Annotated in this window: 19 protein-coding genes; 1 reads left to right on the plus strand and 18 read right to left on the minus strand. The window is 67.9% G+C overall.

Annotation, left to right across the window (positions count from 1 at the left end; all coding sequences use genetic code 11):
* Positions 1-299: 299 nt before the first annotated feature.
* The 18 genes from ccsA to rfbF form a co-directional block, all read right to left on the minus strand.
* Entirely contained in the window at positions 300-1,133 is an 834-nt protein-coding gene (gene ccsA, locus WC971_09085) for a cytochrome c biogenesis protein CcsA (GenBank protein ID MFA5844965.1), read from the minus strand.
* Positions 1,130-2,527 carry a cytochrome c biogenesis protein ResB gene (locus tag WC971_09090; protein MFA5844966.1) on the minus strand — a complete coding sequence of 466 codons (1,398 nt, stop codon included), beginning with the start codon at positions 2,525-2,527 and terminating at the stop codon, positions 1,130-1,132. The genes ccsA and WC971_09090 overlap by 4 nt, the downstream gene beginning before the upstream one ends.
* A 34-nt stretch (positions 2,528-2,561) precedes the next feature.
* Entirely contained in the window at positions 2,562-3,077 is a 516-nt protein-coding gene (locus WC971_09095; GenBank protein MFA5844967.1) for a hypothetical protein, read from the minus strand.
* A 41-nt stretch (positions 3,078-3,118) separates the two neighbouring features.
* Positions 3,119-4,153 (minus strand): hypothetical protein, encoded by a 1,035-nt coding sequence (locus WC971_09100; GenBank protein ID MFA5844968.1) that lies wholly within the window; start codon positions 4,151-4,153, stop codon positions 3,119-3,121.
* 11 nt (positions 4,154-4,164) lie between these two features.
* Positions 4,165-5,262 carry a hypothetical protein gene (locus WC971_09105; protein ID MFA5844969.1) on the minus strand — a complete coding sequence of 366 codons (1,098 nt, stop codon included), beginning with the start codon at positions 5,260-5,262 and terminating at the stop codon, positions 4,165-4,167.
* A 22-nt stretch (positions 5,263-5,284) separates the two neighbouring features.
* The gene (locus WC971_09110) at positions 5,285-6,130 is read right to left on the minus strand and encodes a tetratricopeptide repeat protein (protein ID MFA5844970.1); all 846 of its coding nucleotides are present in this window, start codon (positions 6,128-6,130) and stop codon (positions 5,285-5,287) included.
* Positions 6,131-6,769: a redox-sensing transcriptional repressor Rex gene (locus tag WC971_09115; GenBank protein MFA5844971.1), complete on the minus strand. Its 639-nt coding sequence runs from the start codon at positions 6,767-6,769 to the stop codon at positions 6,131-6,133.
* 13 nt (positions 6,770-6,782) lie between these two features.
* Positions 6,783-8,948 (minus strand): O-antigen ligase family protein, encoded by a 2,166-nt coding sequence (locus WC971_09120; GenBank protein ID MFA5844972.1) that lies wholly within the window; start codon positions 8,946-8,948, stop codon positions 6,783-6,785.
* Positions 8,949-8,957: 9 nt separating this feature from the next.
* The gene (locus tag WC971_09125; GenBank protein ID MFA5844973.1) at positions 8,958-10,322 is read right to left on the minus strand and encodes a sugar transferase; all 1,365 of its coding nucleotides are present in this window, start codon (positions 10,320-10,322) and stop codon (positions 8,958-8,960) included.
* Between the two features lies 1 nt (position 10,323).
* A complete protein-coding gene (locus tag WC971_09130; protein ID MFA5844974.1) occupies positions 10,324-11,457 on the minus strand; it encodes a glycosyltransferase in 1,134 nt (377 codons plus the stop codon).
* Positions 11,458-12,861, minus strand: a complete 1,404-nt coding sequence (locus WC971_09135) for a phosphoglucomutase/phosphomannomutase family protein (GenBank protein ID MFA5844975.1) — start codon at positions 12,859-12,861, stop codon at positions 11,458-11,460.
* A gap of 96 nt (positions 12,862-12,957) precedes the next feature.
* A complete protein-coding gene (locus WC971_09140) occupies positions 12,958-14,079 on the minus strand; it encodes a glycosyltransferase family 4 protein (GenBank protein MFA5844976.1) in 1,122 nt (373 codons plus the stop codon).
* The gene (locus tag WC971_09145) at positions 14,076-15,227 is read right to left on the minus strand and encodes a glycosyltransferase family 4 protein (GenBank protein MFA5844977.1); all 1,152 of its coding nucleotides are present in this window, start codon (positions 15,225-15,227) and stop codon (positions 14,076-14,078) included. The genes WC971_09140 and WC971_09145 overlap by 4 nt, the downstream gene beginning before the upstream one ends.
* Positions 15,228-15,233: 6 nt before the next feature.
* Complete coding sequence (locus WC971_09150) at positions 15,234-16,091, minus strand: glycosyltransferase (protein ID MFA5844978.1); 858 nt, start codon at positions 16,089-16,091, stop codon at positions 15,234-15,236.
* 10 nt (positions 16,092-16,101) lie between these two features.
* Positions 16,102-17,070, minus strand: coding sequence for an NAD(P)-dependent oxidoreductase (locus WC971_09155; GenBank protein ID MFA5844979.1), 969 nt, complete (start codon positions 17,068-17,070; stop codon positions 16,102-16,104).
* 21 nt (positions 17,071-17,091) lie between these two features.
* Complete coding sequence (locus WC971_09160; protein MFA5844980.1) at positions 17,092-17,544, minus strand: dTDP-4-dehydrorhamnose 3,5-epimerase family protein; 453 nt, start codon at positions 17,542-17,544, stop codon at positions 17,092-17,094.
* A gap of 10 nt (positions 17,545-17,554) precedes the next feature.
* Positions 17,555-18,652 (minus strand): CDP-glucose 4,6-dehydratase, encoded by a 1,098-nt coding sequence (gene rfbG / locus WC971_09165; protein MFA5844981.1) that lies wholly within the window; start codon positions 18,650-18,652, stop codon positions 17,555-17,557.
* Positions 18,649-19,434, minus strand: coding sequence for a glucose-1-phosphate cytidylyltransferase (rfbF, locus tag WC971_09170; protein ID MFA5844982.1), 786 nt, complete (start codon positions 19,432-19,434; stop codon positions 18,649-18,651). Before rfbF ends, rfbG begins: the two co-directional genes overlap by 4 nt.
* A 157-nt stretch (positions 19,435-19,591) precedes the next feature.
* Between rfbF and WC971_09175 the strand changes: the two genes are divergently transcribed.
* Positions 19,592-20,245, plus strand: coding sequence for an acyltransferase (locus WC971_09175; protein ID MFA5844983.1), 654 nt, complete (start codon positions 19,592-19,594; stop codon positions 20,243-20,245).
* Positions 20,246-20,536 lie beyond the last annotated feature (291 nt).

Below are 20,536 nucleotides of genomic sequence, written 5' to 3' on the forward strand. Positions count from 1 at the left end.
CTGCGGACCGCGCGGACGAGCGCAGTGTTTGTCGGTCGCCGCCGGCATCGGTACGCAGACCTGGTACCTGTCCCCTGGCGCACGGCACACTACGCCCACAGGTATAGTCACACTAGACTATATGCGCCAGCAGCGTGCCCGGTCAATAGTGAAGTCCATCACTTGGGGGACACGCCCTGCCGCTTTCAAGGGACCTCCACCCCGTATATCGTCACCTTCCCGGGTGACTTGAACACCTCAGTGATGAACGTCACTTAACAGGCGATGGATGGACGGTCGGGCGAGCGAGCGACAAGCCGTCAGCGCTGGAGATACGCCCCGTGGATGGTCTTGTAGACATTCGGGACCCCGAGCAGCGTGAAGACGATGACCGGGAGGGAGAAGACCGCTATCCATGCGGCGCGGCTGCCGCTCCAGCCAAGCGTGAGCCTGACGTGCAGGTATCCTGCGTAGATCATCCAGGCGATGAGCGACCATGTCTCCATCGGATCCCAGGCCCAATACCGCCCCCACGCCTCATTCGCCCAGATGGCGCCCGAGACGATCATGATGCCCTGGAAGAGGAAGCCCGCGCCGACAAACTTGAACATGAGGCCGTCGATGACCAACTGGTCGGGGAGCTTCGCCAGAACGGTCGCGAACCGGGTGCTCCCCTTCTCTCGCAACAGGAAGGCGATGGCGAGCGCGAACGAGGCCGCATAGGCACCGTACGCGAGGTTGGCAAAAGCCACGTGGATGCCGAGCCAGTAGCTCACGAGGCTGCCCTCTATCCCCTGCGCCTCCTTGCCGGCGAGCATCGCGCCGCCGAGGAGCAAGAACGCCAAGGGCATCACGCCGACTCCGACCACCCACAGCCCTCGCTGGCGCCACAAGAGCGGCAGGAAGAACGCGACCGTGAGGAAGCCGAGGAGCGAGGCGACTTCGTAGAACCCGACCGCCGGTCCGTGACCGACGCGCACCCACCTTCCGAGTATCGCGACGGCATGCAGGACGAGACCGGCGCACGCGGACGCGATCCCGGCGAGGCGAGCCTGTTTCTTCCCGAACATGAGAGCGACGACGAACCCCATCGACGCGATCGCGTAGACGAGCACGGCGCCGGACATGATGACGACCTCGACAATGAGCGTCATGAAGGGACCTCCCCGTCGGGTCCGGAGCCGACGGCTTCGGCGAGCCTCCGCGCCACGAGTCCTCTGAACGCCGGGTCGCTGCGTCCGGCGCGTACGCGCACCAGCAGCCGTCGCTCGGGTGACTCCTCCGCGAGCACCCACACGGTCCGTGGCGGCAGGATCAGCGTGAACACCGTCGCGATGCATGCCCCGGCGAACGCAACGTACAGGTACGGTATCGACCAGTCGTCGACCACAACGAGCCGAGCGTAATACCTGGTCCCATCGTAGCGGACCCGCAACCCCGAGGACAGAACGACGTCCCGGCCCGGCTCGAGGCGCGCGGGAGCCGTGAACGTCGGCGAGGTCCCAAGCCTGCAGGAGAGATCCACCGCCTGACCGGAGGGCATCGCCCGGATGAACGACCCCGGCTTCTCACCGGGGTCGAGTCTTATGGCGAGACGGAGGAAAAGCTCGTCGCTCGCACCTTGGGCAAGGGTGACCTCGACCGGCACGAGACCGTCTTGACGCATGTTGGCGAAATCGGCGAAGAACGCCCCCGTCGCCACGACCGAACCATCCGGCGCCAAGACCGTCACTGCCGGAGACAGCCCGTAATCGTCGTAGTGGACGAACAGACGTCCGAGACGCAACGGGTTGTTCGGGTAGACCCACTGCCGACGTAAGACCCGTCCTTCGCGCAGGAGAGACACGAACGGTGAAGGACCACGGTCATGGCCTCCGGCGCGATGTTCGGAATCGAGATCGCTGACCGCGAGATCGAGCCCCGTATGACGCTCGAGGAAGAGGGGGCCCTCCTCGACGTGGCCGTAGGACGCATGCGTCTCGCGAGAGGCCTCGCCGACGCGGATCCCGATCTTCCCCTCGGCGCGTGTCAGTTGTCCGGCCATGATCAGCGCCAGGATGGCGGCGAGCGCCCAGTGGAACGCGGGACTGCCGAAAGCTGCGAAACGAAAGGAGTCCGCCTCGAGCAACACTGGACCCCGGCGAACCCGCATCCGGAACCGCCGCAGAACGCGTTCTGCGGCGTCGGCGGCCTCTTCACGCGACTTGCCGGCCGGAAGAAGGATCCGTCCATCGGCTTCGCGCAAACGCGCCAGCAACTCGGGGGTCACCACACCCACGGCCCTCGATCCCCGCGCGGCCGACACGGTCCGCTCCCAGGCACACACGATAGTCGAGGCCTCGAGGAGCACGACGAGCAGCAGGAACACCGGATTGGTGTACGGACGGTGAAGCCCCAGCGAGGCGACGTATCGCTCCGCGACAGGATGGCGCACGGCCCACGCGGCGACCTTGGGTTCGGTCGCCGAACCGTGCGGGACGAGAGTGGCTAGAACGATGTAGACCCCGATGCCGGCGATGAGCCACGCGACGAGCCTCGGCGAACGCAATACCCGGCGGACTCGGGAGCGCCCAGAGGGCACGTCACTTCACCGTGCCGCGCGCCTGCGCGTCGACGACATCGACGACCCAGCGCCGGTCCGGCGTAAGCTCCAGGTAGTAGTTCGAATCGTATGAGACCGTGTACCAGGATGACCGATACTTGCCGCCCGCCAGGTCGAAGTACCTGTATTTCCAGTCCTCGCGCGCAGTGATCCGCGCGTGATCACCGGATATCTGCGTCCCCTTGATCACGAAGCGCTGAAGCCGCTCGTCGATCCCCCGAGCCTGCTCGCGGTTCGCCTCGATGTAGGAGTTGATGCGCACGGAGTGGTTCGGCGTGTAGGTGAAGGACGATACCTCGGAATCTCTGACGAGATACGAGTAGCTCACCCACTGGAGATAAGTGACGGTCGCGCTCGCCGGCGCGGACTGGTCGCGCATGGTCGGCTTGACCGGCTCGGGAGTACGCGAGGCGGACGCACGGCCGCAGCCCGAGGCCGGTAGCGTCACCGCCACCAACAGGACGACGACACCCATCGCACGGCAGATCGCTCTCATGACTCCCCTGTCAGGTCTCTCTGTCGGCCCGGCAGCGTGCATCACCACATCGACGAACCGTTCGGATGGCAGTTCGTGCAGAGGTCCTCGCCTGTCTGCAAGAGCATGCGCGTAGTCGTCGCCTCATGCGGGAAGACCTGGAACCGCGGATTATCCGTCGACACCACGCCGTTCGGCGTCAGCGTGGTGACCTGGAACGGGTCGATCGTGAGCGATGTTCCGACCTGCCGGGGGTCCTCGTGGCACTGCATGCAGATGGGGTTGTGCCCGGACTGCTGCGGCGTTCGCGGCCAGATCATCAGGTAGCCACGGTTCGTGCGGCCAAGCGGCCCCATCGCGGTCTGCGTCGGATTGGTGTCCGTCGTTAAGACCGGCACGTAGTTGTAGTAGTACGGCGTCGCGGTCACGTTGAGGGTATCGACGGGATGGTTGTGGATGATCTGCGTCTGCGAAGTCCGGCCCTGGTGGCAACCACCGCACCAGTCGGACCCGTAGACGGCCACCGTCATGTTCGAACTCGTCGGGCGCTTCTTGAGCAACCTGTCGCTGACGTACACCGTGTCCGAAGCGGTCCTCACACGGTCGCCCGTGAAGGATGCCACCGTGTTCGCGCCGTGCGGACTGTGGCAGTCGTCACAAGACAGCGTGTAGTTCAATCCCGTGAACGTGGCGACCGAGGAGCCGCCGGAGCCCACGTCGCCGCCCGGGACGACACGCGTGGCCTCCGTGCGATGACGCGAGATGACCGTGAGGCCGCGCGCCGCGAGGGCACCGTAGACGCCCTGGCCTCCGGTCCCGTCGTGGCATACCTCGCACGAATCTGTGATCGTCGTGCCCGGGAGAAGCCTGATCGATGTCCCAGGGGCGTTGTGCATGCTGTGGCACGTGCCGCACCGGCGCGTGGTTGTGAGATACCCGCGATGCGGGCCCGAGGAATAGTCGCCGTCGTGGCAATCCGCGCACACCACGCACAACGGGTCGACGGTGCCGCTCTCGTTGAACGCGAACGCCGGCGTGGCGGTCGCCAGAAGCGCCGCCAGGAAGCCCGCGAGCATGATCCTCTTCGCCGTCTTCATCGCTCCTCGCACTACTTCGGCTGCTGCGATTCTACCGCGGACCGGAGCAGCTCGACCACCTGCACACGGTCGTTCTCCTTGTCGGCGACCACGAAGTAACGTCCCGACCGGTCGACGTCGTTGGGGAAGTTCAACTCGCCGGCCGTCTCGCCCCTCTGCCCGAACCGCTGGAGAAGCCGGCCGTGCTGGGAAGCCATCACCAACGAGAAGTCGAACGCGTCCGCGACGACGAGGGACCCGTCGTTGAGCACCGTCAGCCCGCGCGGGAGGCTGAAATCGCCGATGGCGCCGTCGGAGAGATCGCGCGGGATGCGGCCGAGCTCCCAGAGCACTTCGCCCTCCTCCGAGAAGGCGACTATCCGAGCGTGGTTCGAGTCCGAAACGTACACGGTACCGTCACGCCCGACCGCGACCCCGTTCGGGTGGTCGAGATCACCTGGGCCGCGCCCGGGTCTGCCGAACTGACGGATCAGGTTCCCGTCGGTCGAGAACTCTAAGACCTGATAGGTGTCGGTAGCATAGACCTTGCCATCCCTCACCGCGACGTCGGTGACAGCGATGCCCGTACCGTCCTGCCCCGAGCCGCCACGTCCGACGATGGAGTCGCGGTCGGGGAAGACGCGCAAGTACCGCCCGTCCGCGTCGAACACCTGTATCTGGTCGTTGCGGAAATCGGCGACGTAGACGTTGCCCTCCTCGTCGCAGTCGATCCCGACCGGGTAGTTCAGTCTGCCCGGGCGCCAGGTCTTGATCCCGCCCGGCAAGATCTTCGCGACGCCGGACCCGCCGAACTCGAAGAGGAACTTGCCGTCTAGCGAGAAGACGCACACGCGATCGTTGCCCGTGTCGGTCACGTAGATGCGCCTGCGAGGACTCACCGCGACACCCATCGGACGTTTGAAGAGCGGCCGGGGGCCCACTCCGGGACCCCGTATCTCGAGTATCGAACGCAGTCCGGCGAGCTCGTGCGCCCGGCCGGACAAGCCCGGGATCCGCAGGTAGCCCAGGAGCGCGAGTACGAGGACGGTGAGGACGAACGTGAGCGCGACCGCGAGCCCCAGGAAGACGGTGCGCGGTGAAGGCCGCCGCGGAGGGCGGGCGGGACTCATGGCGTCATCCCGTCGCTTAAGGTCAGTCGGGCTGCACGCCGAGACGGAGGAGGCCGTCGCGGGCCTCCTTCATGTCCGGGACGTACTTGAGCGCGGCGCGGTACCCGTAGATCGCAAGCGTGCGCTTGCCCTGCTTCTCGTACGAGAATCCCAGAAGGTACTGGATGTCGGCCATCGAGGGATTCGCGTTCGCGGCGGGCGTCAGCGCTATGACCATCGAACGGTACTGGCGCTTCGCCGCGTAGTACTCGCCGAGCGCCTTCGCGGCGAGGGCGTGCTCGGGTTCGATGTCGAGCACCTGCCACAGGGTCTGCTCCGCCTCGCGCCAGCGATGCATCTGCATGTACGTCATGCCCTTGTTGTAGAGGGCGGCCGTGTTGCGGGGGTCGATCTTCATGGCGAGTTCGTACTCGTCGAGGGCCTTGTCGAACTTGCCCTCGCGCTGATAGCTGAATCCGAGCTCGACGTGGGTCTCGGCGCTCGCCGGGTCCTGGCGGACCTTGCCTTGAGCGGCCCTGGTGCGCGCCTCGGAAGCCGACGCGCTGCCGTCGCCCGAGAGTATCGAGTTCACGACAAAGCCCGCTGCCCCGAGCACTCCGAGCAGCAGGAGGAGGACGAGACCGGCGAGCCACAGCGGGACGAGCTCCCGCTCACCGTCGGCGGGGGCATCAGGGGAGTCTTCGACCGCGTCGACAGCCGGGAGCGACCGCTGAGACTCGACTCCCTCCGCCCGCGAGGCGACGGCGTGCGACACGGCTGCGGGTATCGGATCCGGGGAGAGCACGTTCGCGTGAGCACCCGCCAGAAGCCCCGTGTCGGGGATCGGCTCTTCCATGCCGCCCTTTTCGCGGAAGCCCAAGACGTCCATCTACCGCTCCTCATCCCTGTTCGCCAGGTGGAATGAGAGTACCTGCAATTCCACGGCCAAGTCCACCTGTCGCACCATGACGTCGGCGGGAACGTCGAGCCGCACAGGGGCGAAGTTCAGGATCGCCTTCACTCCCGAGGACACGAGCCGACCCAGGAGGGCCTGCGCCGCCTCCGGCGGGGTGGTCAGGATGACGACCTCCACTCCGCGCTGCGCGATGACCTCCTCGAGATCCTCGATCGGGTCGACAGGCAGCCCGCCGACATCCGAGCGGACCTTCTCCGGATCGGTATCGAAGAGCGCGACGATGCGGAAGCCGCGGTCCTCGAAACCCCCGTACGAACGCAGTGCGCCACCGAGGCGCCCCACGCCGATGATCGCGGCGTGACGACTCACCGAGACCCCGAGCCACCGAGAGACGTGACCGATGAGGTCCTCCACGTCGTAGCCGATGCCGCGGATCCCGAACTCGCCGAGGTACGACAGGTCCTTGCGCACCTGCGCAGCGTTCGATCCCGCCATCTCGGCTATGCCGATGGAGTTGATCACGGGCATGTGCATCGACTGGGCCTGCAGCAGGCAGCGCAGGTAGACCGGAAGACGCTGGATCGTCGTCTGCGGGATCGGTGCCTGGGTCATCTAGGAGCCGACCTCACTTCGTCGCCGTGGCAGGCTTCGAGCCCGAGCCCTCGAGCGAAGCGAGCCCCGAGAGAAGGGTACCGTTCGCCGGGTCGCGCTTGAGAGCGTCGATGTAGACCTGTTTCGCCTTCTCGGTCTGGCCGGTCTGCGTGTACAGGTTCACCAGCATGCCGCGCACCTCGGCGTAGTTCGTGTCCTGGCTGAATGCGGTCTGTAGCTCGGCTATGGCCTTGTCGCGCTGGCCGAGCCGCTCGTACGCGACGGCGGCCTGGAACCGGATGGCCGGACCGAACGGCTCGACCTTCTCGCCCTTCATCGCGATGTCGAGAGCCATCGGGCGATAGATGGGATCGAAGTAGTCGGCGGCCATGTTGTACAGGTTCGAGAGGAAGACGTAGTTGTCGTATTCGGACGGCACGAAGTCGATCGTGCGCTTGAGCGCCTGCTCGCCGAGGAGGAACTCCTGCTTCCCTTGCGCGAGGTACTGGGATCCATCGCGTCCGGCGGACTGCTCGGTCTGCGCCGCATTCAGGTAGTTGATGGCGAGGTCCTGGTGCGCGAGGCCCAGTTCTGCGAGGTACATGTCGTTGTACGGGTTCAGCTCGATGGAACGTTTGATCGCGTCGATACGCGCCTGTCCGTTCGAACCGATGCGCCCGATGAGGTAGTACCGGTCCGCGACCACGTAGACCAGGTTGCCGATCTGACCGAGGACCACCACGACGACGAGCACTATGGCGGCCAGACCGCCCCACGAGGGCGCGCGCACGTTGCGCGAGGTCGCGAAAGGCGTGAGGACGACCGCGAGGACGATCCACAGGAATATGGTCGACCCCGTCACGGACAGACCGAACATGAGGTGGGCGAGGTAGCCGACCGCCGACGCCCAGAACCCCGCGAGCAGGAGACGGTCGCCTCCCTTGCCCTTGGCGAACGCCGCAGGAGCGGAGATCCACAGTGCCCAGCCGAACAACCCGTACAGGAGGACGAAGCCGGGGATGCCGAGCGCGGACATGATCTGGAGCGGATAGTCGTGGACGTTGTCGGCGACCGAGAGGAACCCGGCCGTCCCGGTGTACTCCACCGGCTTGAAGCGCGGGAAGATGAGGCGGAAGGTGTCCGCCCCCCACCCCACGATCGGGCGCGCCTTGACGGCGTCCCACGCCGCCTGCCAGATCTGGAAACGCGTCAGCGCGCTGCCGCCCTTGACGTCGCCGATGGACTTGAGGCGGGAGACGACGTTCGTGACGCTGTTGCTCGATCCGGCGCTGCGCGTGACGATGCCGATCCCCGCGGCGCCGATGAACGCCATGAAGCCCCAGTCGATCGCGTTCGGCTTGCTGCGGGCCCTGAACGCGGCGAAAGCGACGATGACGATGGAGACGGCCCCGCCGATCCATGCTCCGCGCACGAACGCCGTGAGCCAGGACATCATGACCAGAAGGAACGTGCACCAGTAGAAGATACGCCAGCCCTCGCGCGGCTCCGAGAGCGCGAGGGCGAGCGCGATGGGCAGCGGGAACATCAGGTACCCGCCGAGAAGGTCGGGGTTCCCGTACGAGGCGAAGGAGCGGTTGACCTCGAAGGGCAGCGAGCCCCACGGGATGATGTCCTTGCCGAAGTACTGGGCGACGCCGTAGAGCGAGACGAGAAGCCCGCCGAAGACGAGGCTGCGCGCAAGCGATCGGATCCTCGACGGGCGGTCGACCATCTGCACGACGAGGAAGAAGACGACCGCGTAGTTGACGAACGAGATGAGTCCCTCGAACCGGCGGTACTTGCCGAAGATCGCCGTCGGCGGATGGATCGACGTCACCGTGGTGAGCGCTACCCACGCCAGGAAGATGAGTACGAGCCAGTCCACCTTCGTCCTGCGCAGGGTCCCGCCGCGCGTGAAGACACGCCAGCCCCACAGACCCGCCGCGACGAGGGTGATCACTCGCATCGTGAAGACCTTCGCGATGTCGAACTGGTCGTAGGTGAGCGGCATGCGACCGCCGATGCCGAGCCAGGTCAGGTTCGAGATGGCGACGGGCACGAGGATCACGAGCAGATGGAGGCAGAACCAGACCGCCTTCTCGCCGCGGTCCATCCCCGCCGTCGGGGACTCGGCCGCGCGCGCGGCGGCCTTCGCGGCCGCCTGCTTCTTCGGGTCGGGCTTCTTCGACTTCGCGGCCACGTGGCCTCCCTATCGCGCGCCACGGCCCGTGAGGACCACGCGCAACGTCTCGACGAGGATCTGCACATCCATGAGCAGGTTCTGATGGTACATGTATATGAGGTCGTACTTCAGCTTGCGTTCGGGCGTGGTGGCGTACGAGCCGGAGACCTGTGCGAGGCCCGTCACACCCGGCTTGACCTTGTAGCGCTCCCGGTAACCGGGGATCTCCGTCAGGAACCGTTCCACGAAGAACGGCCTCTCCGGCCGCGGGCCGACGAAGCTCATGTCGCCTCTGAGGATATTAGCCAGTTGAGGCAACTCGTCAATGCGGAACCTTCGCAGGAACCGTCCGACCGGGGTGATACGAGCGTCGTCGGCGACGGCGAGCACCGGTCCCGTCGAGGACTCGGCGTCGCGGACCATCGTCCGGAACTTGTAGACCCGGAACGGCACGAGATCCTTGCCGACCCTCTCCTGTGAGTAGAGGACGGGCCGCCCCATCGTGAGCACGATCGCGAGGTCGGCGACGGCCAGGACCGGACTCGCGAGCACCATGAACGCGAGCGCCCCGATGACGTCGATCGCGCGTTTCGCCGAAGTGTACCAGCCCGGCGCCGGAGGCTTCGTGAGCTCCATGAGCGGGATATCGCTGACGATGTGGTCCACGGTCCCGATGAATATCTCGTAGAGCCCCGGGATGACGTCGACACGCACGTCGGTCTCATCGGAGAGCGCGAGGTCCTCGACGAGTTCGCGCAGGGCGACCGGCGAGGCCACGATGACGCGCTCGACGGACTGCTCGCGCACCACCCGGGTGGCTTCGGCGGCAGTGCCCAGCACGGGGAACTCGCCTGTGTCGCGGCGCGCCTCCTCCTCGTCGCGCGCGAGCAGCCCGACGACACGGTACCCCCATCCCTTCAGCCGCTGCAGCTCGCTCGCGAGTTCGAGAGCGAGCGGGCCGGTGCCGACGACGAGCACCCGCTGCTCCGGGCGGCTGACGTGCATGACGCCGAGGAGCGCGACCCTCCACCCCACGAGCAGGGCGATGTGGAAGACCCACGCGATCAGGATCACGAGACGGCTGAAGGAGAAGAACCGCGGGCCGGCGAAGAACGCGATCGCCACGGTGAGCACCGTTCCGAGGGTCACGGCCTTGAACGCCGCCTGCGCGACACCCCACGCGCCTTCGGTCCGCTCCGGCTCGTAGAGACCGTAGACGTATCCCGAGGCGAGGTAGACGAGGGTCAGAAGAGGCCATAGAGCGAGGTACGCGCTGAAGTTGAAGGATGGAAGACGCCCGAAGAACCGCACCCAGAACGCGGCGACGATGCCGACGTTGACCAGTAGCGTATCGAGCACCACGGAGAGCGCTATGAAGCGGGAGCGGGACACTTCAGGCCGCCTCTCCGCGCGCCTCGCGGTAGACCGACAGAACGCCTTCCACCATACGCTCGGTGCCGAACATCTCCCGCGCGCGGGCTTGCGCCCCGCGGCCGAGGCGTTCGCGAAGACCCGCGTCGCCGACGATCGCGCGCAACGCCTCCGCGAGGGCTCCCGCATCGCCCACGGGCACGACGATGCCGGTCTCGCCGTCCTTGTTCGCGAACGGCACTCCCGTGGGAAGCGCGGTCGAGACGACCGGGGTTCCGGCGGCATGAGCCTCGATCTGGACGATGCCGAACGCCTCCGAGCGCGCGACGGACGGCAGGCACAGCACGTCGGCAGCCGCGTACCACGCCCTCAACTCGCCGTCGGGCTGCGGCGGAAGGAAGGTCACGCGATCGGCGATCCCCAGCCGCTCGGCGGCGGCGCGCAACTCCGACTCGAGCGGCCCGCGACCGAGCAGCACGAGATCCGCGTCCACATCGGCCATCGCGCGGACCAGGATGTCGACGCCCTTGTAGTAGACGAGCCGGCCGGCGAAGAGCACGACCGGGCGTCGCCGATCGTCGCGCAATCGCGCGGCACGCTCGAGGACCTCGGGCGTCGCGAACGATCCGACGTCGATACCGTAGGGCACCACGCGGCACTTCGACGCTACGGGCGCGAGGAACTCGCTGTGCTCGACCATGTCCGGAGAGGCCGCGATGATGAGATCGACGCGATCCAGGAGACGTCTCAGAAGCGGTCCGTAGACCGCGAGCAGCGCCTTCTGCCGGACGATGTCGCTGTGGTACGAGAGCACGGTCGGAAGACCGGCCCGGGCCATCTGCCAGGACGTCTCACCCCATGGATAAGGGGAATGGAGGTGGAGCAGATCGGCGGGCTCCGCGCCTGCGGCCTGCCGCCTGATAGCGGCGGGCATCCCGAGCGCCACGGGAGTCGAAGCGTATGCGAACGCCCGAGACAGACGAACGACGTCGACCCCGTCGAGCGTCTCCAGCACCTTTCCACGCCCCTCGTTCGACACGAGCGCGCGAACGTGGACACCCGGGCGAGCCGCGAGCGCGACGGAGAGGTCGCGCAGATGATGCTCGATGCCGCCGAGATGGGGCGGGTAGTACTTGTTGACCATCGTCACGCGCATCTAAGCGCCCTCGCCGGTCACGAGGGCCTTGCCCGCCGCGAGAAGGTCGTCGACGACGCCACCGGTCGACGCCTCGGCGTAGACGCGGACGAGAGGCTCCGTGCCCGAGGGGCGCAGCAGCAGCCACGCATCGTCCGGGAAGAGCAGCTTCAGCCCGTCGGAGCGCACGGTCCCGATGACGGGAAGACCTCCGGCCGATGCTGGAGCCAGATCGGGGATCCTGGCGAGGAACGATGCCTTGACCTCAGGTTCAAGGTGAAGGTCTACACGCCTGTACTCCATGGGCCCGGTGAGTTCCAGCAGGTCGTCCACGAGTTCGCCCAGGCCCTTCCCGCGCTGCGCCATCATCTCGGCGAGCAACAGGGACATGAGCAGCCCGTCGCGTTCGCGCACGTGCCACGGGACGCCGATGCCGCCCGACTCCTCGCCGCCGACCAGCACGTCTCCCGCGACCATCTCCTCGTAGATCCACTTGAAGCCGATCGGCGTGGTGACGACCTCGAGGCCGAGCCGCTCCGCCAGCCGGTCGACGAGCACCGAGGTGGAGAGCGTCTTCACGATGCGCCCGGTCCGGCCTTTGTCCTCGAACAGGTGGCGTGCGACCAGGCAGATTATGCGATGGGGATTCACGAAGGCGCCGCGTCCGTCGACGGCGCCGATGCGATCCGCGTCGCCGTCGGTGACGAACGCCGCATCGAGACCGGCTCCGCGAACGAGGGCCCGCACCTCGTCGATGTGCGGCGGGATGGGCTCGGGATGCAGACCGCCGAAGCCCGGATTCGCATCGCCGTGGATCTCCGTGACGTCGACGCCGAGATCGCGCAGCACCCCCGCGAGATGAGCGCGACCCGCGCCGTAGAGAGGATCCACGGCGACGCGCAGACCCGCGGCGCGCAATGCGTCCGCGTCGACCGAAGAACGGAGAGCGGCCAGGTAAGGACCCATGAGGTCCGTGGTCTCGAAGTCGCCGAGGACCGAAGGCGCCCCGTCGTGCAGCTCGGCTTCGACACGGTCCGTGAAGGCTACCGGGGAGGCTCCACCATCACTCATCCTCAACTTGAACCCTAGCCAATTCGAGGGATTGTGGCTCGCGGTCAGCATGACCCCGCCGATCGCTTCCTCGTCGTGCGCGACGGACCAGCACAGCGCGGGGGTCGGGCAGTATGCGTCGCTGACACGGACCCGTAGTCCGTGGCCCGCGAGCACCTCCGCCGCCGCTGCTGCGAAGGCGGGCGCCTCGAACCGGGTATCGTACCCGACGATGACCGTCCCCGCCGGATGGTCGGCGGCGAGCACTCTGCCCGCCGCGTCCGCGACGCGGCGGAGATCGGCGAACGTGAAGTCCTGTGCGATGACGGCCCGCCAGCCGTCGGTGCCGAACCGGATCGTCTCGTCGTGCGTCACTTCCGACCTCCTAGCGCCGGTCGTATTCTCGCACATCGGCGAGTGACGGGGACACGGCCGATGCCGACACGTCACCAAGTCCGACGGCCGCCATCGTCACGACGCGACCAGACGCCGATAGAGCGCGATGTGGCGCGCGACCGCCGCGGTCGAGGAGTACTCGTCGATAGTGCGATGACGAGCGGCCGCCCCCATGCGAGCGGCGCGTTCGGGGTCGTCGAGAAGCGAAGCGACCGCGTTGGTGAAGGCCATCGCGTCTCCCGGCTCCACGAGCAGCGCCTCGCGACCGTCCGCGAGCAACCCCGCGATCCCCGGCACCGAGGTCGCGACGAGCGGACGGCCGAGGGCCGCGGCCTCGAGCAGCGTCGTCGGCGTGCCTGGGCCGGACGAGGGGAAGCAGCACACGTCGAGAGCAGCTAGGACCGCCGGGACGCTCTGCACCTCGCCGAGCAGGCGCACCCTCCCGACCGCGGCCGCGGCGGCGAGCTTCGAAGCGGCCGGCCCTTCGCCCGCGACGATCACGCGCGCGGGACGGCCTCGCGCCTCCAGCAGCTCAGACACCGCGGGAAGCATGTCGAGGCCGCGTGCGTGTTCGAGCCGGCCCGCGTAGCCCACCGCCGGGGTCCCCGAACGTCCGGGCAGCATGGCGGGCGGGACGGCGTCGCGCGCCACCCGAGCGATGTCGACGCTGGGATGGTCCACGACGACGCGTTCGCTCTCGACGCCGACAGCCACGAGGCGCGCGGCGAGTTCCTCCCGGTCCACGACGAACGCATCGGCGCGGCCGCGCGTCCCCGCGTCGAGACGCCGACGCACCATGCGCGAGAGCGGCGTGGAGCCGTATGGCGGCCAAGTCGCGAGATGGACGGAGTTCACGACCTTGACCGGCAGGTCCTTCGCGGCCATGCGGGCGAGAAGGTCGGCTTCGAGGCCCGTCGAATGGAGGATGGCAGGCTGGTAGCGGAGCAGGTACTTCCTCATGCGCGAACGCGTGCGGAAGAAGTTGAGCCTATCGAGGCGGTAGAGCGCGACAACCACGCCGGCGGCGACGGCCGGCTCGGCGAGCGGACCACCGGGCTCGCAGATGAGGTGCACGCTGGCGCCCCTCTCGACGAGAGCCTCCATCACACGAAGGAGGCGGCCTTCGACGCGTCCGACCGTCGCGCCGCGCCTGCTGGATGCGAAGACGAAGGTGCCGCGGTCGAGATCCAAGCTCACTCGCGGTGCCTCCGTCCGATGAGGACCTCGTAGAGCGCGAGGTGCTGCTCGACCATACCGGAGACCGAGTAGCGCTGTGCGACGAGCGAGGCGCCAGCCGACCCGAGGGCGGCGGCGGGGCCTTCGAGGAGCGAGACGATCGCATCGGCTAGAGCGGCCGGATCGTCGGGAGGCACGAGGACACCCGTCTCTCCGTCCGTGACGACATCGGGGATACCGCCGACCGCCGACGCGACGACGGGCACTCCGAGCGCGAGGGCCTCGAGCAGCGATGTCGGCAGCCCCTCGGAGCGAGATGGGACCACCGCCACGTCGAACCGCGCGAGGAGCGGCAGCGCCCCCGCGACGGGACCGACGAGAGCGATCCTGCGACCCGGATCGAGCGAAGACGCAAGACTCCTCAACTCCGCTTCGGCGGAACCGCCCCCGACGACGACGAAGCGGACGTGGGGAGAGTGCGCTGCGACGAGCATCGCCGCGCGGATGAAGACATCGACGCCCTTCACGGGCTCGAGGCGCGCGACGACCCCGACGAGCGGTCCGTCGCCATCGGGGAGCGAGAGCCCGGCGGGCAGCGGCGCGGAAGCCGCCTTCGTCACGGAGGCGACGTCCACACCATTGGGGATGACGTGCATCCTAGAGGGATCCCATCCCTCGGCGACGAGCGAGTCGCCGACCGCTCTCGTGATCGGAAGGACCAGATCGGCGCGGGAGCGCGTCGCGTGGTCGACCACGCGCCTGGCGGCGAGCCCGAGGCGAGATCCGCCGTCGGCGAGCGAGGCAGCGGGCTCGCAGTGGACGGTGTTCACCACCGCCAAGGGAAGTCCGCGCCCCGCGAGGCGGACGGCGGCGTTCGTCAGCCAGCCGCCGGCGTGCACGATATCGGCCCCGCTCTCGCGCAGGTACTTGCGCACGCGTCGCGCGGTCCCCGGCAGGTCCGGCCCGGTCAGCGGCATGCGAACCACCGTGGCGCCCGCCTCCCGCGCCTCGTCGCCCACCCTCGAACCGGGCTCGCAGACCACCCGCACGTCCATACCGGCCGCGACGCAGCCACGCACGAGGTGGAGCAGATGCACCTCTCCACCCCCCAGCGAGGGACCGGGGAAGTTGTTGACGAAGACGACGACCGCGCCGCGAAGACCGCCCACCGCGCGTCACCCTCCCCCGTCGCCGCGCGAGCGGAGGCGCCAGAGCGCCTTGCGCGCGAAGTAGAGGAGCGGCTTGGCGACGCGCGTCGACTTGAGCGCCTCCTTCACCGTCGCGACCCGCCACGCGCGGCCGATCGCGCGCTGCGCCGTCGCGTTCTGTTCCAGGGTGATGAGGCCGCGCTCGCGCAGACGGGAGAAGAGCACCCGCTCCTTGGCCAGCACATCGCGCAGGTCCTTGTGCGAGTACATCTGCGCGTGGACGCGATAGCGCACGAGCGGCTCGGCGATGAACCAGATGCGACCGTGCGCCGCGAGACGCACCCACGTGTCGTGGTCCTCGATCGTGACGATCGCGGGGTCCGTGTCGAATCCGCCGAGCTCGGTCAGCACGTCCCTGCGCGCCAGCACGGAGGAGAGGATCACCGGATGCCAGGGCCCGAGCAGCTCCTCGAGAGCGACCCATCCCGTCCGTTTCCGGCCCACCATCGGCCCGAACACGTCGTCGCGGTCGAACCGCAACGCCTGCGTGCACACGAGAGCCGCCTCCGGGTGCGCGGCGAACGCGTCGACCTGCTCCTGGAGCTTGCGCGGCTCCCAAAGGTCGTCGTCGTCGCAGAAGGCCACGAACTCGCCTTTGGCGTGAGCGAGCCCGTGGTCGCGATTGACCGAGAGGTTCCCTCCGTTGGCGTGGCGCAGGTAGGTCACGCGCGGGTCGGCGATGCCCCGCACGTACGCCTCGGTCCCGTCGGCCGACTCGTTGTCGACTACGAGCACCTCGAGGTCGGAGAAGGTCTGGCCTAGAACGCCCTCCAGTGTCTCGGCGAGCAGGCGCTCGCGCTCCCACGTGAGGACGATGACGCTCACCAGCGGCATGTCACGCGACCCCGTACTCCGCCGCATGGTCGCGATACCAGCCGACGACGGAGGCGATCCCGTCGGCCAGCGAAGTGCGCGGCTCCCAGCCGAGAACGCGGCGCGCGGCGGCGATGCTCGTACCCTGGAACCACATCTCGTCGGGGCGGTAGGGCTTCGCGCCGAAGTCCACGAGACCGTCCGAACCCGGGAAATGCTTCGCGATCTCCTCCACGAGTCCGCGCATCGTGACGGTGACTCCGGAGCCGATGTTGAGGGTCTCGCCGGCGGCCGCTCCATGCTTCTCGGCCGTCGCGAGGAAGGCGTCCACGACGTCTCCCAGATAGGAGTAGTCCTTCGCCTGCTCCCCGGCGGTGAGCTCGACGCGCTCGCCGCGCATGAGCGAGAGGATGACGTACGGGACGAGCCTCTCCGGCTTCTCCCACTCGCCGTACATGTTGTAGAGGCGCAGCGTGGTCAGAGGCACGCCGAGGTCGCGTCCGAGCTGACGCATCACGACCGTCTGCGCGGCCTTGGTCGAGGCGTACGCGTTGTTCGGATCGATTCGCGTCGTCTCGTCGGCGAGACCGCGGAAGTCGCCGAACTCGGCACACGTACCGACGTTGACGAGCAGCCGCAGGTCCGCGCGATCGCGACACGCGGAGACCAGCAGCGCCCCCGCCTTCACGTTCGTGTCGATCATCGCGCCGAGATCGACATCGTTGTCGACGGCGTAGTAGGTCGCCATGTGGTAGATGACGGCCGGGCGCGTCTCGTCCAGGAGATCGCGCACCGCGACGGGATCGAGCAGGTCGGCCTCGACGAAGCGGACAGATGCGGCGGCTTCCTCCAGGCGGCGCGTGCCGATGCCGTCGTCGCGATGGATCGCCGTCACCCGCGCGCCGCGCGCGACGAGCTCGCGGGCGAGACGCCCGCCGACGAACCCGGTCGCGCCGGTCATCACGACCGGCAGGCCGTCGAAGAAGCCCACACTGACCTCCTGAGGGCGCCGCTAGCGGTCCTTGCGGCCCCAGTCGTAGGGTATGACGTCGTTGTCGTGGGGGTCGAGCCGCCGCATGACGTCCTCGCCGTGCGTGAGAGTGGTGACGTCGCAGACGATGGCCTCGTCGACTCCGATCCCCTTGAACCCGTTCCACACCATCGCGGGTATCTGCACCAGCTTGTGGTCCCTCTCCCCGATGAAGAGCTCCATGAGCTCACCACGAGTGGGCGATCCTTCGCGGTCGTCGAAGAGCACGAGCTTGACCATGCCTTTGACCACAGCGTAGTTGAGCACGTTGCTCTCGTGGAGATGCCAGCCCTTCACGACGCCCGGATAGACGGTCGAGAAGTACACCTCGCCGAAGCCCAGATACTCGGGATCGCTCGACTCCTGCATCTTGAGGATGGTGCCGCGCTCGTCGCTGATGCGCGCGAGCGGCTTGACGACGACGCCTTCGATCATCGGATGCCTCCTACCCCGCGACGGCGCGGCCGCGCTCGGCGGCCAGACGCTCGTACTCGCCGACTTGTGCGCGGGTCAGCGCCCACGCGTCCTCCCCGGAAGCAACCGCCCGGTACCAGTCGACGGTGAGAGCGACGGCCTCGCCCGCGTCGAGGACGGGTCGCCAACCGAGCCGCTCCGCCGCTTTCGTGACGTCGAGCGAGAGCATCCCCGCCTCGTGAGCCGCACCCGGCTCGGGAGCATGCACCCACGAGCCGCTCCCCCACCGACGCACCACGAGGTCGACGAGATCGCCCACGGTCACGTGGCCGCCGGATTCGGGGCCGAAGTTGAACGCCTCGGCGTACGAGCCCGGATCGTCGAGGAGCCGCGCCCCGAGGAGCAGGTAGCCGCCGAGCGGCTCGAGCACGTGCTGCCACGGGCGGGTCGAGGACGGGTTGCGCACGGACACGGGCTCGCCCGCACTCAGCGCGCGAACGCAGTCGGGCACGATACGGTCCGGCGCGTGGTCCCCGCCGCCGATGACGTTGCCGGCACGAGCCGAGGCGACGCCCGCGGCGCTGGACCCGGGACGCGAGGGGTCGAAGAACGAGAGCCTGTACGACGCCAGCGCGATCTCGGCGCAGCCCTTGCTCGCGCTGTACGGGTCCCGGCCGCCCATCGGCTCGTCCTCGCGATAGCCGCGTACGTGCTCGAGGTTCTCGTAGCACTTGTCGCTCGTCACGATCACCACCGCGCGCACGCTCGGCGTCGCCCGCACCGCCTCAAGCACGTTCACCGTGCCCATGACGTTCGTCTGAAAAGTCTCGATCGGCGCCACATAGGACGGACGGACGAGCGCTTGAGCCGCGAGATGGAAGACGACCTCTGGACGCGTCTCGCGCATGACACAGCGCAGCGTGTCGAGGTCGCGGACGTCGGCGATGCGCGAATCGACGCGACCGCCGAGGCCGGTCATGGTCGAGACGTCCTGGGGACCGGCGGTGTCGAGCGCGTAGCCGACGACGTCCGCGCCGAGCGAGAGGAGCCACGCGCACAGCCACGCGCCCTTGAAGCCGGTGTGGCCGGTGACGAGGACCCGCTTGTCTCGGTAGACGCTCGCCGTCACGCCCAGACCTTCCAGGGCGCCTCACCCGCGCGCCAGGCCTTCTCCAGCGCGTCGCGCTCCCGCGCTGTGTCCATGCACTGCCAGAAGCCGTCGTGGCGCCAGACGCGCAGCTGGTCGTCGGCCGCGAGCGTCTGGAGCGCGCCGAACTCGAGGTCGCAGTCCTCGTCCGGCGTCAACCGGTCGAGGAACGAGCGGTCGAGCACGAAGAACCCGCCGTTGATGAGCCCCGTGCCCATCTGCGGCTTCTCCTCGAAGGAGACGACTCGGTCGCCGTCGAGGCGCATCTCGCCGAAGCGCGACGGCGGCCGCACGGCCGTCACGGTGCCGAGCCGCCCGTGCGAGCGGTGGTACTCGTCGAGAGCGGTGATGTCGACGTCGCCGACGCCGTCGCCGTACGTGAGGTGGAAGCGGTCGCCCTCCAGGAAGGACTCGAGCCGCTTCACGCGGCCGCCCTTGAGGGTCTCCTCGCCGGTGTCGACGCAGGTTATCTCCCAGCGCTCCTCGTCGGAGACCGAGTGGATGCGCGGCTCCGAGTGGGGGCTGAGCTTCACGGTGAAATCGCTGGCCGTGACGCGATAGTGGTAGAAGTAGCTCTTGATGACGTCGCCGCGGTATCCGAGGGCGAGGACGAAGCGGTCGAAACCGTGGGCCGAGTACGACTTCATGATGTGCCAGAGGATGGGCTTGCCGCCGATCTCGACCATCGGCTTGGGCTTGATCCCGGTCTCTTCGCGCAGACGGGTGCCCTTCCCTCCGCACAAGATGACGACCTGCGGCTTCATGCGTCCATCCCCTCGTCCCGGCAGCATGTCGATGGTAGCACAGCGAGCATGACCCGCCCGCGTCGCCGTGGTATCGTCTCGGTGACGGCGGAAGCGACCGTGCGCCGCCTCTGACGTGCGGGAAGACCGCACCGGACTACCCTCTGGAGGACACGGGATGGACCTGCGGCGCGTCGCCGGCATAAAGCCCTCTCCTGCGGATGTAGCATCGTATGCGTACTTCAACGGCGTCTCGTGGCTGAGCGGGGTGTGGGGGACGCTCCGATTCCGAGTCAAGGCGGCGCTCTTCGGCGTGAAGGTCGGCCGCCGGGCGCGCGTCTGGGGCACCTCTCACGTCCTGCGGTATCCGAAATCCGAGATAAGCTTCGGAGACGACCTGATCCTCTCGGCGAGCCAGCACCGTGCGTACTTCGCTTCCATCTACGCGCCCACCTTCATACGCACCAACTCCTACACTGCGAACATCGTGGTCGGCGACAACGTCGGGATGAGCGGCGTCTCGATCCATTGCCGGTCCACGTCGGTGACGATCGGCGACGGGACGATGATCGCCGCGAACGTTCTGATCTCCGACAGCGACGGGCACGCGCTCTGGCCTCCCGAGACGCGGCGCACGAACCCCGGTCTCGACCTGGACGCGCCGGTGACCATCGGCCGCGACGTCTGGATCGGGACGCGGGCGATGGTGCTCAAGGGCGTCACCATCGGAGACGGCGCGGTCATCGCGGCCGGCGCCGTGGTGACGGCGGACGTCGAGCCGAACACCGTCGTCGCGGGCGTGCCGGCGAAGGTCGTGCGCACGCTGGGCTGACCCGGATTCTGCTATATTGGGTTCGCGAGGCCAGCAGCCTGGGGATCCGGGCAGCACGCGCTATGGGGGTAGAGCGCTTCGGCTTCGCGGGGGAAAGACACCGGCTCGGCCTGCTGACGGAACTCGAGGAGAACGCGTGACGACTCGCCGCGCCCACAGACTCGCGTGGACGGCCGTCATCCTCCTCGTCTTTCCTGGGTTCCGCAGCTAACTCCCGCGAATAGTCCGCGTTTGATGGGTCTAAGCTGCGAAGACGAGCGATCATGCGCAGAAACGGCGTGTATCTAGGCG

The organism is Coriobacteriia bacterium (genome assembly GCA_041658765.1).
Lineage (GTDB): Bacteria > Actinomycetota > Coriobacteriia > Anaerosomatales > JBAZZO01 > JBAZZO01.

Bases quoted from the DNA above. Each gene is read 5' to 3' on its own strand.
- WC971_09110 (MFA5844970.1), bottom strand. From the start codon at position 6,130: ATGGACGTCTTGGGCTTCCGCGAAAAGGGCGGCATGGAAGAGCCGATC.
- rfbF (MFA5844982.1), bottom strand. From the start codon at position 19,434: ATGAAGCCGCAGGTCGTCATCTTGTGCGGAGGGAAGGGCACCCGTCTG.
- ccsA (MFA5844965.1), bottom strand. From the start codon at position 1,133: ATGACGCTCATTGTCGAGGTCGTCATCATGTCCGGCGCCGTGCTCGTC.
- WC971_09105 (MFA5844969.1), bottom strand. From the start codon at position 5,262: ATGAGTCCCGCCCGCCCTCCGCGGCGGCCTTCACCGCGCACCGTCTTC.
- WC971_09115 (MFA5844971.1), bottom strand. From the start codon at position 6,769: ATGACCCAGGCACCGATCCCGCAGACGACGATCCAGCGTCTTCCGGTC.
- WC971_09130 (MFA5844974.1), bottom strand. From the start codon at position 11,457: ATGCGCGTGACGATGGTCAACAAGTACTACCCGCCCCATCTCGGCGGC.
- WC971_09160 (MFA5844980.1), bottom strand. From the start codon at position 17,544: ATGATCGAAGGCGTCGTCGTCAAGCCGCTCGCGCGCATCAGCGACGAG.
- WC971_09175 (MFA5844983.1), top strand. From the start codon at position 19,592: ATGGACCTGCGGCGCGTCGCCGGCATAAAGCCCTCTCCTGCGGATGTA.
- WC971_09095 (MFA5844967.1), bottom strand. From the start codon at position 3,077: ATGAGAGCGATCTGCCGTGCGATGGGTGTCGTCGTCCTGTTGGTGGCG.
- WC971_09100 (MFA5844968.1), bottom strand. From the start codon at position 4,153: ATGAAGACGGCGAAGAGGATCATGCTCGCGGGCTTCCTGGCGGCGCTT.